General features: G+C 69.0%; 15 protein-coding genes. All 15 read right to left on the reverse strand.

What is annotated here, in order from left to right; translation table 11 throughout:
• Window positions 1-52 precede the first annotated feature (52 nt).
• Window positions 53-892, reverse strand: a complete 840-nt coding sequence (gene hisG, locus ABV606_RS11890; RefSeq protein ID WP_281487848.1) for an ATP phosphoribosyltransferase — start codon at window positions 890-892, stop codon at window positions 53-55.
• Window positions 893-955: 63 nt separating this feature from the next.
• A complete protein-coding gene (locus ABV606_RS11895) occupies window positions 956-1,219 on the reverse strand; it encodes a phosphoribosyl-ATP diphosphatase (RefSeq protein WP_353987855.1) in 264 nt (87 codons plus the stop codon).
• A gap of 176 nt (window positions 1,220-1,395) precedes the next feature.
• The gene (locus ABV606_RS11900) at window positions 1,396-1,764 is read right to left on the reverse strand and encodes an FKBP-type peptidyl-prolyl cis-trans isomerase (RefSeq protein WP_281487846.1); all 369 of its coding nucleotides are present in this window, start codon (window positions 1,762-1,764) and stop codon (window positions 1,396-1,398) included.
• 84 nt (window positions 1,765-1,848) lie between these two features.
• A complete protein-coding gene (gene rpe, locus ABV606_RS11905; protein WP_353987856.1) occupies window positions 1,849-2,520 on the reverse strand; it encodes a ribulose-phosphate 3-epimerase in 672 nt (223 codons plus the stop codon).
• A 53-nt stretch (window positions 2,521-2,573) separates the two neighbouring features.
• Window positions 2,574-3,917: an RsmB/NOP family class I SAM-dependent RNA methyltransferase gene (locus tag ABV606_RS11910; protein ID WP_353987857.1), complete on the reverse strand. Its 1,344-nt coding sequence runs from the start codon at window positions 3,915-3,917 to the stop codon at window positions 2,574-2,576.
• Between the two features lie 182 nt (window positions 3,918-4,099).
• Window positions 4,100-5,020 carry a methionyl-tRNA formyltransferase gene (gene fmt / locus ABV606_RS11915; RefSeq protein WP_281488121.1) on the reverse strand — a complete coding sequence of 307 codons (921 nt, stop codon included), beginning with the start codon at window positions 5,018-5,020 and terminating at the stop codon, window positions 4,100-4,102.
• A gap of 153 nt (window positions 5,021-5,173) precedes the next feature.
• The gene (locus ABV606_RS11920) at window positions 5,174-7,252 is read right to left on the reverse strand and encodes a primosomal protein N' (RefSeq protein ID WP_353987858.1); all 2,079 of its coding nucleotides are present in this window, start codon (window positions 7,250-7,252) and stop codon (window positions 5,174-5,176) included.
• The gene (gene metK, locus ABV606_RS11925; RefSeq protein ID WP_281487843.1) at window positions 7,252-8,445 is read right to left on the reverse strand and encodes a methionine adenosyltransferase; all 1,194 of its coding nucleotides are present in this window, start codon (window positions 8,443-8,445) and stop codon (window positions 7,252-7,254) included. Before metK ends, ABV606_RS11920 begins: the two co-directional genes overlap by 1 nt.
• Before the next feature lie 118 nt (window positions 8,446-8,563).
• Window positions 8,564-9,769, reverse strand: coding sequence for a bifunctional phosphopantothenoylcysteine decarboxylase/phosphopantothenate--cysteine ligase CoaBC (gene coaBC / locus ABV606_RS11930; RefSeq protein ID WP_281487842.1), 1,206 nt, complete (start codon window positions 9,767-9,769; stop codon window positions 8,564-8,566).
• 31 nt (window positions 9,770-9,800) lie between these two features.
• Window positions 9,801-10,055 carry a DNA-directed RNA polymerase subunit omega gene (rpoZ, locus tag ABV606_RS11935; protein ID WP_353987859.1) on the reverse strand — a complete coding sequence of 85 codons (255 nt, stop codon included), beginning with the start codon at window positions 10,053-10,055 and terminating at the stop codon, window positions 9,801-9,803.
• A gap of 121 nt (window positions 10,056-10,176) precedes the next feature.
• On the reverse strand, window positions 10,177-11,076 hold the full coding sequence (gmk, locus tag ABV606_RS11940; RefSeq protein ID WP_281487840.1) for a guanylate kinase: 900 nt from the start codon (window positions 11,074-11,076) through the stop codon (window positions 10,177-10,179).
• Window positions 11,064-11,942 carry an orotidine-5'-phosphate decarboxylase gene (pyrF, locus tag ABV606_RS11945; protein WP_353987860.1) on the reverse strand — a complete coding sequence of 293 codons (879 nt, stop codon included), beginning with the start codon at window positions 11,940-11,942 and terminating at the stop codon, window positions 11,064-11,066. The genes gmk and pyrF overlap by 13 nt, the downstream gene beginning before the upstream one ends.
• Entirely contained in the window at window positions 11,935-15,237 is a 3,303-nt protein-coding gene (carB, locus tag ABV606_RS11950) for a carbamoyl-phosphate synthase large subunit (protein ID WP_353987861.1), read from the reverse strand. Before carB ends, pyrF begins: the two co-directional genes overlap by 8 nt.
• Window positions 15,237-16,412, reverse strand: a complete 1,176-nt coding sequence (carA, locus tag ABV606_RS11955) for a glutamine-hydrolyzing carbamoyl-phosphate synthase small subunit (RefSeq protein WP_353987862.1) — start codon at window positions 16,410-16,412, stop codon at window positions 15,237-15,239. The genes carB and carA overlap by 1 nt, the downstream gene beginning before the upstream one ends.
• Entirely contained in the window at window positions 16,409-16,930 is a 522-nt protein-coding gene (locus ABV606_RS11960; RefSeq protein WP_353987863.1) for a hypothetical protein, read from the reverse strand. Before ABV606_RS11960 ends, carA begins: the two co-directional genes overlap by 4 nt.
• Window positions 16,931-16,932: the final 2 nt, after the last annotated feature.

The following is a 16,932-nucleotide window of genomic DNA, read 5'->3' on the forward strand; positions in this document are numbered from 1 at the left end:
GGAATCGCCGAAGTCGTCTCCACGGGAACCTCCTCGATCGAAACCGTGCTCATCAGATTCTCGCGGCGTGGATCGGTGTCACGAGAATCGCCCTGGCACCGAGGTCATAGAGCTCATCCATCACCTGGTTCACGACCTTGCGAGGCACCATGGCGCGCACTGCGACCCACGCGGGGTCGCGCAACGGTGAAACGGTTGGCGACTTCAGGCCAGGGGTGATCGCTGAGGCCTGCTCGATGAGATCGGCGGGCAAGTCGTAGTCCATGAGCACGTACTGACTCGCGACCATCACACCCTGCAGACGCCGCTTGAGCGTCTCCAGACCGTCGAGCTCTGGCTTCGAGCTGATCAGCACTGCCGCCGACTCGAGGATGACGGGACCGAAGATATCGAGGCCCTGCTTGCGCAAAGTGGTGCCGGTCGAGACCACATCGGCGACAGCATCCGCAACACCCAGGCGCACGGCCGATTCGACCGCGCCATCGAGCTTCACGAGGTGCGCCTTGACACCGTGGCGCTCGAGGAAGGCTCCGACGAGGCCGACGTAGCTGGTGGCGACCCGCACGCCCTCGAGGTCTTCGAGACGGTGGAAGTGCCCGGCCGGGCCGGCGAACCGGAACGTCGACTCGCCGAAGTCGAGCTCTGCCGCCTCGAGCGCTTCGGAGCCGGAGTCGAGCAGCAGGTCGCGGCCGGTGATGCCGACGTCGAGTGCCTGCGAACCGACGTAGGTGGCGATGTCGCGGGGGCGAAGGTAGAAGAACTCCACGTCGTTGCGTGGGTCGGAGACGATGAGCTCCTTGGGGTCGCGGCGGGTGGCGTACCCCGCCTCGTGCAGCATCTGCACAGCGGTGTCTGAGAGCGACCCCTTGTTGGGCACGGCTATGCGCAACATGTCACGTTCATTTCTCGCCGCTCGCTTGCGGCGCTGGTGTGGCTGACGGATGACGGAGCGTGATCACAGATGTCGATACACGTCATCGAGCGTCAGGCCCTTCGCGAGCATGAGCACCTGGAGGTGGTACAGCAGCTGCGAGATCTCTTCGGCGGTCTCGTCGTCGCTCTGGTACTCCGCCGCCATCCAGACCTCGGCGGCCTCCTCGACGATCTTCTTGCCGATGGCGTGCACGCCCGCGTCGAGCTGAGCCACCGTGCCGGAACCCGCCGGCCTGGTCTCAGCCTTCTCGCGCAGCTCGCCGAAGAGGTCGTCGAAGGTCTTCACAGCAGTCAAGGCTAGCGGAGCGCGACTGCGCGCCGGTTCGGTGGGCCGCGGCTCACGCTCGAGCGGTCGCCTCAAGCATGACGCACCGACGTCGCCGGCCTGGGTTCGACGCGGTGGCGCTGGGAGAGCCCCGCCACCGCGTCGAGCCCCGGCCGCGACCTAACGCTCGAAGCGCGTCAGCTGACGCCGAGGAGGTCGATCACGAAGACGAGGGTGCGGCCCGAGAGGCGGTGTCCGCCGCCGGCGGGGCCGTAGGCCATGGCGGGCGGGCAGACGAGCTGGCGGCGGCCGCCGACACGCATGCCGGGAATGCCCTCCTGCCAGCCCTTGATGAGGCCTTGCAGCGGGAAGGTGATCGACTCGCCGCGGTTCCAGCTCGAGTCGAACTCCTCGCCGGTCTCGAAGTCGACGCCGACGTAGTGCACCTCGACGCGGGCGCCGGGGGTCGCCTCGGGGCCGTCGCCGACCTCGAGATCGGTGATGACGAGCTCGTCGGGTGCGTCGCCCTCGATGAAGTCGATCTCGGGCTTGGTCTTGTCTGCCATGGTTCCGTCCATTCGGTTGTGGTGGGCAGGGTCTGTGGTGCGGCGGCAGCTGCGCAGCGGGTGCGTCGGGCGGATGCCGCAGCGTCAGCGGTGCGCGTGCGTGTGCGCCTCGGCGGCGGCACGCAACGCGGCGATGTTCTCGGTCGGGTCGCCGCTGTTGTAGACGCTGGAGCCGGCGACGAAGGTGTCGGCCCCGGCATCCGCGGCGACCGTGATGGTGTCGGCGGTGATGCCGCCATCGACCTGCAGCCACACCGAGAGCCGCTCACGCTCCACGATCTCGCGTGCGCGCCGCAGCTTCGGCATCATTTCGGCCATGAATGACTGGCCGCCGAAACCGGGTTCGACCGTCATGATGAGCAGCTGGTCGAACTCTGGCAGCAGTTGGAGGTACGGCTCGACATCGGTGCCGGGCTTGAGGGCGATACCGGCGCGCGAGCCGATCTCGCGGAGGCGCCGGGCGAGCTTCACCGGGTCGTCGGCCGCCTCGGCGTGGAACGTCACGGATGCCGCGCCGAGCTCGGCATAGCCGGGCGCCCAGCGGTCGGCATCCGCGATCATCAGGTGCACGTCGAGCGGAATCGGCGACACGTCTTGGATGCGCTGCACCATCTGCGGGCCGAAGGTCAGATTCGGCACGAAGTGGTTGTCCATCACATCGACGTGCACGAGGTCTGCCGTGGCGATCCGGTCGAGCTCGGCCTGCATGTTCACGAAGTCGGCCGACAGGATGCTCGGATTGATGCGCACGGTCACCTGCCCACCTTAGCCAGGCCGTGCACCGGTGCTCGATTCCGTCGGCTGCGACCTCAGTCGGCCGACTTGGTGAGCAGCTGGATGAACATGGCGTCGGTGCCGTGACGATGCGGCCAGAGCTGCACATGCGAGCCTTCGCCCTCGTTCGATCCGACTGGGAGATCGAGCGGATGCCGCGCTATCCCGTCGAGCACGGCTCGAGTGTCGAGCCTCTGCACCTTGCCACCGGCGCGGCGCACGGCGTCATCGACGATGAACCGCGTCTCGGCGAGGTGCGGGGAGCAGGTCACATAGGCGAGCACTCCCCCGGGCTTCAGCGCGGTGATGGCACCGTCGAGGAGCCGCGACTGCAGCGCGGTGAGCGCGGGAACATCGCGAGGCTGCTTGCGCCAGCGCGCTTCGGGTCGCCGGCGGAGCGCGCCGAGTCCGGTGCACGGTGCATCGAGCATGATGCGGTCGAAGGCGTCTGGCATCTCGGCGGCGAGCTCGGCGCCGTCGCGCTCGAGCACCGGGGGTGCCGGGTCGAACGGTGCGAGTGCGGTGCGCACCAGGCCGGCACGGGCGGGCACCAGTTCGTTCGCGGTCAGCGTGGCACCGCCCAGTGCTGCTTCGGCAGCCAGCAGCGCCGCCTTGCCGCCGGGGCCCGCGCAGAGATCGAGCCAGTGCTCACCGGGCTGCACCGGCCGGGCGCGGCTGAGCGCCAGGGCAGCGAGTTGCGAGCCCTCATCCTGCACGCGCGCGGTGCCGTGCCGGACCGCGGCCAGCCGCGCTGGGTCACCCGACGGTGCGGCGGCTCCGACCGGCGAGTAGGTAGCAGCGGCGAGCGGCTGCTCGACTGCGTCGTCGTCGTGCGGAAGACCGGGAAGCAGCGCAAGGCTCACGCGCGGCGCGGCGTTGTCAGCGTTGAGAAGCGCCTCGAGCTCGTCGACGCGTTCCTCGGCCGCGAGCGCCTGTCGAAGCGCTCGCACGACCCAGGCAGGGTGCGAGTGCTCGATCGCCAGTCGCTCGTCGGGGTCGGTGACACCCTTGAGCAGTTCGGCACGCCAGCCCGCGGCGTCGAGGGAGGTGATGCGGCGAAGCACTGCGTTGGCGAAGCCTCCTGCTCCTCCACCGGCGTTCGCTCGAGCGAGGGAAACACCCTGGTCGACTGCGGCGTGGGCTCCGACTCGCATGCCGAGCAGTTGGTGCGCGCTCAGGCGAAGCGCGTCGAGCACCGGGGCGTCGATCTTCTCGACAGGGCGTCCGGATGCCGCGGCGATCACCGCGTCGTAGAAGCCGAGGCCGCGCAGTGTGCCGTACGTGAGCTCGGTGGCGAACGCCGCGTCGTTGGGAGCGAGGCCGGAACGCGCGAGGCGAGGCGGCAGGAGCAGGTTGGCGTAGGCATCCGAATCGGTCACAGCGCGGATCACCTCATAGGCGATGCGCCGGGACGGCTCGACCCGCCGCTGCTGCTCGGCCGATGCTCCGCGGGGCCGAGGGCCTCCCGAGCGGTCCCGTTGGGGGCCGCCTCTGCGAGTACCACCGTTCGATCGCTCCTGGCCGCTGCTGCGCCTCCGATCGCGGTGTCCGCCCGATGCGTTCACTGTGCCTGCTCCGGCCGGTGACCGCGCCACCAGTCGGCGGCGCGCATGGGCTTCCGGCCCGCCGGCTGCACCTCGAGCAGTTCGATCGGCGTCGTGCCGGTGCCGGCCAGCAGTGCGCCGTCGTGAAGGCGGAGCGCGCCCGGTGCAAGGTCAGGCATCCGATCGTCCGCAACGTGCAGTGCCGCACGCAGCACCTTGAGCCGGGCGCCGTCGACTTCGGTGAACGCTCCCGGTTCGGGCGTCACTCCGCGCACCCGGTTGTGGATCGAGCGCGCGTCGAGCTGCCAGTCGATGCGCGCGTGGCGCTCGGTCGGCTTGGGCGCGAGGGTGACATCTCCCTGCTGCGGAAGGGCCCTCGCCTCGCCGCGCGCGATGGCATCGACCACTTCCGCCAGCAGGCGCGCTCCGGAGTGCGAGAGCCGCTCGAGCAGTTCGCCGGCGGTGTCTGCGCTGCCGATCGGCTCGGTGAGGTGTCCGTACACGTCGCCGGCGTCGAGCTCCTCGACCAGTTGGAAGACGCAGGCTCCAGTGATGTCGTCGCCCGCCATGATCGCGTGCTGAACCGGCGCGGCCCCTCGCCAGCGCGGCAGCAGTGAGAAGTGCAGGTTGATCCAGCCGAGGCGCGGGACGCTGAGCAGCGGTTCTCGCACGAGTGCGCCGTACGCGACGATCACGCCGAGGTCGGGTCGCAGTGCAGCGATGCGCTCCCCCGCCTCGTCGTCGAGGCGGTTCGCCTTCAGCGTCGGGATGCCGAGCTCATCCGCACGCGCACCGACGGGTGTCGGAGTGATGACGCGCTTGCGACCGAGCGGCGAGTCGTGGCGGGTGATGACGCTCTGCACCGTGTGGGGACTTGCCGAGATCGCGTCGAGCGACGGCACGGCGACAGCCGGGCTGCCGGCAAAGACGATTCTCAACGGATCCACCGTTCGATTCTCCCCGACCTTCGGCGTGCGCGGGGACTGCACGCGAATGGCGGCGTCGTCAACCGGATATCACCGCTCTTGCACAGTCTCACGACTTTGCCCGCTCAGAAAGCGACGGCGGCAGAGCTGCCAGCGGCGGGACCACTACTCGGTGAAGGGATCCGGGTCGTCGAACCGAACGCGCAGCAATGGCGTCTGCGAGCGATTCCTCGGCTGCCCGGGAACGGGCTTGCGTTTCGCTGTCGCTGCCCGGATGACGGAGGCCTTCAGCGACTGCGCGACTCTCACACCTGCGCCGTAGTCGAAGCGCACGATAGCCCGCGCGACCCCTGGCTCAGTCACGACTGGACCGAGCACATCGGAGTGCGGTTCGTGTCGTGCGCCGTCGCCATGCTGGTCGGAGCCCGCCACGTCGCGTTCGAGCTCTGTGATCGCGCGCTCGACAACGTCGCTCCGGCCGGTCAGTGTCGCGACGCGCACTGCGGGCGGAAACCGAAGCCGACGACGGTCGCCCAGTTCACGTTCGGCATGGCGGTCGAATCGCCATAGTGCGAAGTCTGTGGCGATGTCACCGTCGACGCCGACGAGCATCACGGGAGCACCATCAGCGGCGAGGGATGCCGCATGGCTCCACCATCGGAGGCAGTCCTCAGCAACGCGAAGGCTTTCGCGGGCGAGCATCGAGGCCCCGTCGAGCAGCAGCACCGCGCGGTAGCCGCCGTCGGCGATCGGCTCGGCTCCGCGCGTGGCGACCACGAGCGCGGGTTTGCCGTCGACGCGCTGCAAGGGGCGTTCTCCGTCGGCGACTCGCACGAGCGCGCCCGGAAAGGCGCGGCCGAGGTCATCGGCCGTGCTCACACTGCCCGAACCCGCACGGCGCATTCGAGCGCCATCGCAATGCGGGCAGCGCCAAGCGGCAGCGAGGGCCCCGCACCAGCGGCACACCGGGGGCGACGACGCCGAACGCTGCACGAAGGGGCCGTCGCAGCGCTGGCAGTGGGCGGTGCGTGCGCAATCAGCGCAGACGAGTCGCGGCGCGAATCCCGGCTGTGCGACTTGCACGAGCACCGGTCCCTCCTTGACGGCGGCGGCAGCGGCCTGCCACGCCGTCGAGGGGATGCGGGCCGTGTCGGCGATTCGATCGCCGCTGCGCTGCAGCGCGGTCAGCACGATGCGCGGTGCGTGTTGTGGTGCTGCCGTCTTCGGCTGCACCCAGCCGATCTCGACGAGTCGCTGCACATCGGTGGTGCGCGTATGCCCGGCGAAGATGAGCGCGCAGTCCTGAAGCTGCTGCCGGATCAGCGCGACATCGCGTGCGTGCACGGCCGGAGTGTGCGGTTCTGCGAAGAGCGGGTCGCCGTCGTTCCACATCGCGATCAACCCAAGATTCGCTGCCGGTGCATAGAGGGCGACGCGGGTTCCCACGATCACGAGCGCTTCGTCGTTGGGAGACGCCGTCTCGAGGCATCGGAGGTGTGCGCGATAGCGCTCCGTTCCGGTTTGCCGGGCGTCGGCGCGCACGACTCGGTCGGCCGGAAGACGGTCCAGCAGGGCGGTTTCGAGCGCGGCCTGATCGCGATAGTCGGGCACTGCGATGATGGCGGTGCGTCCGGCTGCGATAGTGGCCGTCGCCGCGTCGGCGAGCATCGCAGCCCAGCGCGGCACCCAAGTGCCGTCACCGGTCTGCTGCACTCCCGCAGGTGCCGCTATGGCGACGCGCGAGCGCTCCTCGACAACAGCCGCGAGTCCCGCGTCGAGCGCGCCGGAGGACGCCTCGGCATCCGTGTTCCGATCGGATGCCGGCTCGGGCGCTCCGCTCACTGAAGGAGCACGCTCCCCGCCTCGACGCTCCAACCACGTGCGCTCGGCTCGCACATACCGACGCGGCACAGCCAGCCGCAGCACATCGGAGGCAGTGCCGGCCGCGCGGTCGGCCACCCTGCGCGCGAGCTCCCAAATCTCCGGCGCCAGCGCCGGCACGGGTGACACGACATCGTCGAGTTCACTCAGCACGCCGTCGTAGTCGACGGCATCCGTCAATTCGACGAGGTAGCCGTCAGCGATCCGACCGGCGCTGCGAAGCGGTACTCGGACCCGCACCCCCGGCCGTGCTTGGCCGACGAGCGTCTCGGGCACTTCGTAGTCGAAGAGCCGGTCGAGTTGCGGCAGAGGCGAGTCGAGCACGACCCGAGCGATCGTGCGGCCACCCTCGACGGTGGTCATCAGAGGCCCGCGGCGCGGCGCAACTCCTCGACCCGGTCAGTGCGCTCCCACGTGAACTCGGGCAATTCGCGGCCGAAGTGGCCGTAGGCGGCGGTCTTGGCGTAGATCGGACGCAGCAGATCGAGTGCCTTGATGATCGCGGCTGGGCGCAGGTCGAACACCTCGGTGATCGCGCGGGTGATCACCTCGTCTGAGACATGGCCGGTGCCGAACGTCTCGACGTAGAGCCCGACCGGCCGGGCCTTGCCGATCGCATAGGCGACTTGCAGTTCGAGCCGGTCGGCGAAACCAGCGGCGACGGCGTTCTTCGCGACCCAGCGCATCGCATAGGCGGCTGAGCGGTCGACTTTCGAAGGGTCTTTGCCGCTGAACGCACCGCCACCGTGGCGGCTCGCGCCGCCGTAGGTGTCGACGATGATCTTGCGACCGGTGAGTCCGGCGTCGCCCTTCGGACCGCCGATCTCGAACCGACCAGTCGGGTTGACCAGCACCCGCACATGAGAGATGTCGAGCGACAACGTCTCGAGCACCGGGCGCACCACAACGGCCTCCACGCGCTCGCGCAGCTCGTCCGTTGAGATGTCGTGGTCGTGCTGCGTCGAGACCACGACCGTCTCCACGGTGCGGGGCACCGTGCCCTCGTACCCGATGGTCACCTGCGTCTTGCCGTCGGGACGCAGGAACCGGAGCTCACCCGACTTGCGCACGTGAGCTAGCCGCTCGGCCAGTCGGTGCGCCAGCCAGATCGGCAGGGGCATCAACTCTGGAGTCTCGTTCGTCGCGTAGCCGAACATGATGCCCTGATCGCCGGCGCCCTGCAGATCGAGCGCGTCGGTGCTCGACTCCTCACGCGCCTCGAACGCGTGGTCGACGCCTTCGGCGATATCGTGCGATTGCTCGCCGATCGACACGGTGACGCCGCACGACCTGCCGTCGAACCAGACGTCGGAACTCGTGTAGCCGATGTCGGTGATGGTCTTCCGAACGATCGCCGGGATGTCGACGTAGGTATCGGTGGTCACTTCACCCGCGACGTGCACCAGGCCCGTGGTCACGAGAGTCTCGACCGCGACCCGAGCGGAGGGGTCCTTCTCCAGGAGCGCATCGAGGATCGCATCGGACACCTGGTCGCAGATCTTGTCGGGATGACCCTCGGTGACGGATTCCGAGGTGAAGAGGCGCAGGGCGGTCATTGATGATTCCCGATCGTCAAGGGCGTGAAGGTGGGGTCAGCGTGGCTCTCCGTTGCTGCTCGATCCGCTCGTCGCCGGGTGCCAGAAGGGACGCCCGATGCTGCGGCTGCGCGCCGGTTCAGCCGATTGCGTCGAGGATACGGTCGGCCACCGACATCTTGCTCCCCGAGGCCTCGGCAACTATATCGCCGCCCCGATCGAGCACGATGATCTCGTTGTCATGCGACGCAAAGCCGCGGTCCCACCCGACGACGTTGACGACGAGGAAGTCGCAGCCCTTGGCGTCGAGCTTCTTCCTCGCGAGCGCAAGGAGCGCGTCTCGATCCGGCTCGGTCTCGGCGGCGAAGCCGACGACTAGCCTGCCCTCGGCGCGCTTCTCAGCGAGCTCCTTGAGGATGTCGGGGTTGCGCACCAGGCGGAGCGAGAGCTCGTCTCCCTGCTCATCCTTCTTGATCTTGCCCTCGCTGATCGCTGCCGGCCGGTAGTCGGCGACCGCAGCGGCCATGATGACGACATCCGCCTCTGCAGCGAGTGCGACTGCCGCTTCGCGGAGCTCAGCCGCGGTCGAGACGGGAACGAGTTCGACCTCGGAGGGCGCGGCGGTCTCGAGGTTCGCCGCGATGAGGGTCACCGTGGCACCACGCCTGGCTGCGGCACGGGCGATCGCGACTCCCTGCCGTCCGCTCGAGCGGTTGCCGAGGTAGCGCACGGGGTCGAGCGGCTCTCGCGTGCCACCGGCGGTGACCACGATGCGACGACCGTGCAGGTCGCCCTGCTCGACCGCTGCAAGGGCCGCCGCGACGATCTCGTCCGGCTCGCTCATGCGACCGGGGCCGGTGTCGGCGCCGGTCAGTCGGCCGCTCGCTGGCCCCACGATGACGGCGCCGCGTTCGATCAGTGCTGCGATGTTCTTCTGCGTCGCCGGATGCTGCCACATCTCGGTGTGCATGGCGGGCGCAATGACGAGGGGCGCGGTGCTCGCGAGCACCGTGTTGCCGAGCAGGTCGTCCGCGAGCCCGTTCGCGAGCTTGGCGATGGAGTTTGCGGTCGCCGGCGCGATGACGATGAGGTCGGCGCGCTGTCCGAGGGCGACGTGCCGCACCTCGTCGACTCCCTCGTACAGGTCTGCGGTCACGGGGTTGCGACTGATCGCCTCGAGCGTCGGCAACCCGATGAACTCGAGGGCGGATGCCGTCGGCACGACGTGCACGTCATGCCCGGCCAGCACCAGCGAACGCACCACCTGCACGGCCTTGTAGGCCGCGATCCCCCCGGTGATCCCGACGACGACGCGAAGCGCGCGTCGATCAGTGCTGCTCGTCACGCGACCTCCCCCGCCCGCGCCGGTGGATGACTCAGGCGACGGGCTTGAGGACGAGCTTGTCCTCATTGATCTCGTGAAGCGCCACCGAGAGCGGCTTGTCGTCGATCGTCGAGTCGACGAGCGGGCCGACGTTGTCGAAGAGCGAGCCTTCGTGCAGGTCGGCGTAGTAGTCGTTGATCTGGCGCGCGCGCTTCGCGGCGAAGATCACGAGCTGGTACTTCGAGTCGACGCGCGAGAGCAGTTCGTCGATCGGCGGGTCGATGATTCCGGTCTGTCGGTCAGCCAACGGGGTACTCCTTGATCGATGGATCCGCGATCGGCTGAGCCGATCATTCGAGCGGTGGTTGCCGGACGGTGGCCCGGTTCCCCGCGAGAAAAACGGACGCGCTCACACGCCGAGACGGCGCTCAGTCGCGAGGCGCTGCCAACAAGTCTACGACCTCCTGCGCGGCGCGGCCCACCTCGTCGTTCACGACCCGGTAGTCGAACTCGTCCTGCGCCGCAAGTTCGATCTTCGCGGTCTCGAGCCGGCGAGCCTGTTCCTCGCTCGTCTCGGTGCCGCGGCCGATCAGGCGGCGGACGAGTTCCTCCCAGCTGGGCGGCAGCAGGAAGACGAGCTGTGCCTGCGGCATGGCCTGCCGCACCTGTCGCGCGCCCTGCAGGTCGATCTCGAGCAGCACATCGCGTCCCGAGTCGAGCGCAGCGTCGATCGGCGGGCGCGGGGTGCCGTAGCGGTAGGCATTGTGCACGGTCGCCCACTCGAGGAACTCGTGCCGTTCCAGCATCCGATCGAACTCTTCATCGCTCACGAAGTAGTAGTGCCGGCCGTGCTCCTCGCCCGGGCGCGGCGGACGAGTCGTGGCGGAGATGCTCAGCAGCACATCGGGGTGGTACTCGCGGATGTGCGCGGAAACGGTGCCCTTGCCGACGGCCGTGGGGCCGGCGAGCACCAGCAGGTTGCCGCGCCGTGCCGAGCGGTCCTCGCGCGCCTCGAGGAAGTTCCGGAGGCGGACGCGCTGTCGCACGCCGAGACCCCCCAGCCGCTTCGATTCGGCGATCCCAAGGCGCTCCATGATGCGGGCGGTACGGGTCGGCCCGAGCGTCGGGATGCTGGAGAGCAGTTCACGCACGCGAAGGCTGGCCTCTGCGGTGGCGGCAGGGTCGTTCCAGGCCTTCTCGGCGACCTCGAGCGGGCTGCGGGCGCGCGTCGCGATTGCCCGCTTCACCTCTGCACGCGCACGCCTCGCCGCCACTGCGGCGCGCGACGCGGCGGCACGGTCGACATCGGGCGGCGTCATGCGAGGCATTCGGACACCTCCGCCGAGTGCCTGCGCACGGCTTCCGCGAGGCGCTCCGGCCCGACCTGCAGCACGCTGCGCGAGACCGACACGAGCGCGGTGTCGGCAAGCGGACCGAAGAGGCGGCGGATGTCGCTGAACTGCGCGCCCTGATGACCGAACCCCGGCGCGAGCACCGGAGTACCGGCCAGCCGGTGCGGGTCGATCCCATAGGCGCCCAGCTCTACGGTCGCTCCGAGCACGAGCCCGAACGAGCCGGGGATGCGCGCATGATTCCAGCCCGAGACCTCATGCGCGATGGCGGCCGCTACGGTCTCTCCCGTGCCCGGCACGATCGCCTGCTGCAACCCGAACGACTCGGGGTTCGAGGTCGCGGCGAGCACGAAGAGACCCTTGCCCTGAGCGGTTGCCAGAGCCCGCACGGCGTCGAGCGACCCCGCTCCTTGGTACGCGCTCACCGTCATGGCGTCGGCTTCGAGGGGCGAGCCGATGGAGAGCCAGGCCCGCCCGTACGCCTCAACCGTCGACCCGACGTCGCCGCGCTTCGCATCGGCGATGACGATGAGCCCGGCGTCCCGCGCCTCGGCCAGCACGGCCTCCAGCGCGCTGTACCCGGTTGCGCCGTGACGTTCGAAGAACGCCACCTGCGGCTTGATCGCGCACGCCTGACCCGCTGCTGCCTCGACCGCACGCAGACCGAAGTCGCGGACGCCGCGCGCGTCGTCGGGCAGTTCCCACGCCTCGAGCAGCCACGGGTGCGGATCGATCCCGACGCAGAGGTGCCCACGCTCGGCGAACGCGGCGGCGAGCCTGTCGCCGAACGGCGTCACGCCGAGTTGCTGCACATCGTGCCGGTGCTGGAGCGGGTCAAGCACTGGCCACCTGCTTCTGGCGACGCTGTTCGTAGTCCTGCAGGCTGGTGACCTCGAACGGCTCATTCGCCGTCTCGAGCGAGGCGACCGCCGCGTTGAACTGGGCGATCGTGGTGAAGATCGGCTTGTCGGCCGCCACAGTCGCCATCCGGATCTCGTAGCCGTCGGCACGAGCGCTCCGACCGCTCGGGGTGTTCACCACGATGTCGATCTCGCCGTTGTTGATGAGGTCGACCACTGTCGGGTGGCCGTCTGCGCTGGTCTGCCCCTCGAAATGCTTGCGCACGATGTCGGCATGGATTCCGTGTCGGCTGAGAACCTCCGCCGTGCCTGCGGTCGCGACGATCCGGTAGCCCATCTGCTGCAGGCGCAGCACAGGCAGCGTGACGCCTCGCTTGTCGCGGTCGGCGACGGATACGAAGACGGTGCCGGATGCGGGGAGCCCTCCATAGGCCGCCTCCTGGCTCTTCGCGAACGCCCGCGGGAAGTCGGCGTCGATCCCCATCACCTCGCCGGTCGAGCGCATCTCCGGACCGAGCACCGAGTCGACGATGCGGCCCTCCGGAGTACGGAAGCGCTTGAACGGCAGCACGGCCTCCTTCACCGACACCGGGGTGTCGAGCGAAACGTCGGAGCCGTCCTGAGTCGGAAGCAGGCCCTCAGCGATCAGTGAGTCGATGCTCTCTCCGGCCATGACTCGGGCCGCGGCCTTCGCGAGCGGAATGCCGAGCGCCTTCGAGACGAACGGCACCGTGCGTGAGGCGCGAGGGTTGGCCTCGAGCACGTAGAGCACGTCTTGGCCGATCGCGAATTGCACGTTGAGGAGGCCGTTCACGCCGACGCCTTCGGCGATGCGCTCGGTCGCCTCCCGCACGCGTCGCACCACGTCGCGTCCGAGGGTCACCGGCGGCAGCGTGCACGCGGAGTCGCCGGAGTGGATGCCGGCCTCCTCGATGTGCTCCATGATGCCGCCGACGTACAGCCGCTCGCCGTCGTAGAGCGCGTCGACGTCGATCTCGATGGCGTCGTCGAGGAAGCGGTCGACGAGCAGCGGCTGACCGGGCCCGATGATCGCCTGATCGCCGACACGATCGAAGTAGCCGCGCAGCGAATCACTGTCATACACGATCTCCATGCCGCGACCGCCGAGCACATAGCTGGGGCGCACGAGCACCGGGTAGCCGATCTCCTCGGCGACCGCGACGGCCGTGTCGACGTCGATGGCGGTGCCGTTGCGCGGGGCGAGGAGCCCGCCTTCATCGAGGATGCGGGAGAACTCGCCGCGCTCCTCGGCCAGGTCGATCGCTTCGGGCTGCGTGCCGAGAATCGGCACGCCCGCGGCCTTGAGCCCCTTCGCGAGCCCGAGCGCGGTCTGGCCGCCGAGTTGCACGATCACACCGAGCAGCTCGCCCGAGCGGCTCTCGGCGTGGATCACCTCGAGCACGTCCTCCAGCGTGAGCGGCTCGAAGTAGAGCCTGTCGCTCGTGTCGTAGTCGGTCGAGACGGTCTCGGGGTTGCAGTTGATCATGATCGACTCGAAGCCGGCGTCGTGCAGTGCGAACGACGCGTGCACGCAGCTGTAGTCGAACTCGACGCCCTGGCCGATGCGGTTGGGCCCTGAGCCGAGGATCACGACCTTTTTGCGCTCGCTCGGCATCACCTCGGTCTCGAGGTCATAGCTCGAGTAGTGGTACGGGGTGAGCGCCGGGAACTCGCCCGCGCACGTGTCGACCGTCTTGTACACGGGACGGATGCCGAGTTCGTGGCGGATCGCTCGCGCCTCGCTCTCGGTGAGCCCGCGCAGCTCGCCCACCTGGGCGTCGCTGAACCCGTGGTCCTTGGCGAGCATGATGGTCGCCTCGTCGAGCTCTGCAGCCTGGCGCACCTGCTCGGCGACCTCATTGATGAGCACGATCTGGTCGATGAACCAGGGGTCGATGGCGGTGGCCTCGAACACCTCGTCGATCGTGGCGCCGGCGCGAAGCGCCTGCTGCACCGTGACGATGCGCCCATCGGTCGGCGTGCGAGCGATGTCGAGCAGCTCGCGCTTGTCGCCGGGTTCGCCGCGCCAGTGGAAGCTCGATCCGCGCTTCTCGAGCGAGCGCAGCGCCTTCTGCAGTGCGGTGGCGTAGTTGCGACCGATCGCCATGGCCTCGCCGACCGACTTCATGGTGGTCGTCAGCGTGGGGTCGGCGAGCGGGAACTTCTCGAATGCGAAGCGCGGCACCTTGACGACGATGTAGTCGAGTGTCGGCTCGAAGGATGCGGGCGTGACCCGGGTGATGTCGTTGGGGATCTCGTCGAGGCGGTAGCCGATGGCGAGCTTCGCCGCGATCTTCGCGATCGGGAAGCCGGTCGCCTTCGAGGCCAGGGCGCTGGAACGCGAGACGCGAGGGTTCATCTCGATGACGATGACGCGGCCGGTCGCCGGGTCGACCGCGAACTGGATGTTGCATCCGCCGGTGTCGACACCGACGAGCCGGATGATCTCGATGCCGATGTCGCGCAGGTTCTGGAACTCGCGGTCGGTGAGCGTGAGCGCCGGGGCGACGGTGATCGAGTCACCGGTGTGCACGCCCACGGGGTCGACGTTCTCGATGGAGCAGACGACGACCGTGTTGTCGGCTGTGTCGCGCATGAGCTCGAGCTCGTACTCCTTCCACCCGAGGATCGACTCCTCGAGCAGCACCTCGGTGGTGGGGCTCTGGTGCAGCCCGTCGGCCACCATGCGCTCGAGCTCCTCGCGGTTGTACGCGAAGCCGGAACCGAGCCCGCCCATGGTGAACGAGGGCCGGATCACGAGCGGGTAGCCGAGGTCCTCGGCGAACTCCACGGCCTGCTCCACCGTGTGCGCGATGTGGCTGCGTGCGACATCCGCGCCCGCCTCGATCACGAGGTCCTTGAAGAGCTGGCGGTCCTCGCCCTTCCGGATGGCTTCGACGCGCGCGCCGATCAACTCGACCCCGTGCTTGTCGAGGATCCCCTCCTCATGCAGCGAGATCGCCGCGTTGAGGGCGGTCTGCCCGCCGAGCGTCGGGAGCACGGCATCCGGCCGCTCCTTCTCGATGATGCGCTCGAGCACCTCCGAGGTGATGGGCTCGATGTACGTGGCGTCGGCGAAGTCCGGGTCGGTCATGATGGTGGCCGGGTTCGGGTTCACCAGGATGACTCGCACGCCCTCCTCGCGCAGCACACGGCACGCCTGGGTGCCCGAGTAGTCGAACTCAGCGGCCTGGCCGATGACGATCGGGCCGGACCCGATCACGAGGACGCTGCGGATGTCGTCGCGCTTTGGCATTACTGGTTGTCCTTCTGGTCGTCGTCCGACGCGGTGCGGTGCACGCGGCTCGCGACGAGGTCGCGGAAGCGGTCGAAGAGGTAGTTGCTGTCGTGGGGGCCGCTCGCGGCCTCAGGGTGGTACTGCACGCTGAACGCCGGGATGTCGAGCGCCTGCAGGCCTTCTACGACGCGGTCGTTGAGTCCGAAGTGGCTCACCTCGACGCGGCCGAACCCGGCCGGGGATTCGACGGTCTCACCGATCGGTGCGTCGACGGCGAAGCCGTGGTTGTGGCTCGTGATCTCGACTCGTCCGGTCTGCTGATCGAGCACGGGCTGGTTGATGCCGCGGTGCCCGAACGGCAGCTTGTAGGTTCCGAAACCGAGGGCGCGCCCAAGCAGCTGGTTGCCGAAGCAGATGCCGAAGAACGGCAGGCCGGCGCGCAGCACCCCCTGCAGCACCTCCACCTGGTCGTCGGCGGCGGCCGGGTCGCCGGGGCCGTTCGAGTAGAAGACTGCAACCGGGTCGATGGCCAGGATGTCATCGAGCGTGGAGTCCTGCGGCATGACGTGCACCTCGAAGCCGCGAGCGGTCAAGTAGTGCAGCGTGGAAGCCTTCACGCCCAGGTCGAGCACGGCGAGTCGGCCGAGTTGCTCCCCCTCTGCGGGCAGCACGTAGGTCTCGCGCGTCGAGACCAGCGCCGAGAGGTTCTGGCCGGCCATGCTCTCCGAGCTGGTGACCGCTGCGAGCTGCTCGGCCGGGTCGAGCGCTGCTTCCTCGCCGCTGAAGATGCCGGCGCGCATGGCGCCCACATCGCGCAGGCGTCGCGTGATCGCACGGGTGTCGACCCCGCGGATGCCGATGATGCCGTGCGCGACCAGGTCGTCGTCGAGCGTGCGTTCGGCGCGGAAGTTCGACACGACGCGGGAGGGCTCGCGCACGACGAACCCGCTGACCCAGATGCGGTTCGACTCCGGGTCTTCGTCGTTCATGCCGGTGTTCCCGATGTGCGGCGCGGTCATCACGACGATCTGGCCGGCGTAGCTCGGGTCGGTGAGCGTCTCCTGGTATCCGCTCATGCCGGTGGCGAATACGGCTTCACCGAGCACGCGACCGGACGCGCCCCAGGCCTGGCCGGTGAAGCGGCTGCCGTCTTCGAGGACGAGTACTGCGGTGTTGGTGGTTTCGATGGTCACTGGGGTCGACTCTCTTGTGCGTCGGATCGTGTGTCCGGGATCAGGGTTCGGATATCGGCGACCACATCGTCGAGGTCGGTGCGGTCGGTGAGGCGGAGGTAGCTCTCCACCGGTGCGCCGCCGAGCAGCCACCCGATGAGCAGCAGGCCTCCCGGCTCGACCACTCGATCGATGGTCCACGTCGCGCGGCCGGCGCCGACGAGGTGGTCAGCGGGGATGAAGACGGGTGCGCTCCCCGCGAGATCCAGCGTGATGCCGGTCTCGAGCACCTCGAGCGCGCCGCGGGCGCGGAACCCGAGGCCGCGGACCGCCACGCGCTCGAGCGGCTTGCCGGCGGCGGTCGTCGCGACATACAGCACGGGCACGGAGCGGAGCGATCGCCCCGGCTCGCTGGGCGCCTCCAGCGGAGCTCCGAGCGCACCCTGCCGGCGCACCCGGTTGCGCCAGCCGAGCGCCATGAGGCCGAGCAGCACCGCGCCGAAGGCGAGTGCGATCCACGCGTACACCCACTTGTCCACGG

It is taken from the genome of Ruicaihuangia caeni (assembly GCF_040536845.1).
GTDB lineage: Bacteria > Actinomycetota > Actinomycetes > Actinomycetales > Microbacteriaceae > Ruicaihuangia > Ruicaihuangia caeni.

Excerpts from the sequence above, each read along its gene's own strand:
- ABV606_RS11900 (WP_281487846.1), bottom strand. The coding sequence starts at position 1,764 with ATGGCAGACAAGACCAAGCCCGAGATCGACTTCATCGAGGGCGACGCA.
- metK (WP_281487843.1), bottom strand. The coding sequence starts at position 8,445 with ATGACCGCCCTGCGCCTCTTCACCTCGGAATCCGTCACCGAGGGTCAT.
- carB (WP_353987861.1), bottom strand. The coding sequence starts at position 15,237 with ATGCCAAAGCGCGACGACATCCGCAGCGTCCTCGTGATCGGGTCCGGC.
- gmk (WP_281487840.1), bottom strand. The coding sequence starts at position 11,076 with ATGCCTCGCATGACGCCGCCCGATGTCGACCGTGCCGCCGCGTCGCGC.
- ABV606_RS11920 (WP_353987858.1), bottom strand. The coding sequence starts at position 7,252 with ATGACCACCGTCGAGGGTGGCCGCACGATCGCTCGGGTCGTGCTCGAC.
- hisG (WP_281487848.1), bottom strand. The coding sequence starts at position 892 with ATGTTGCGCATAGCCGTGCCCAACAAGGGGTCGCTCTCAGACACCGCT.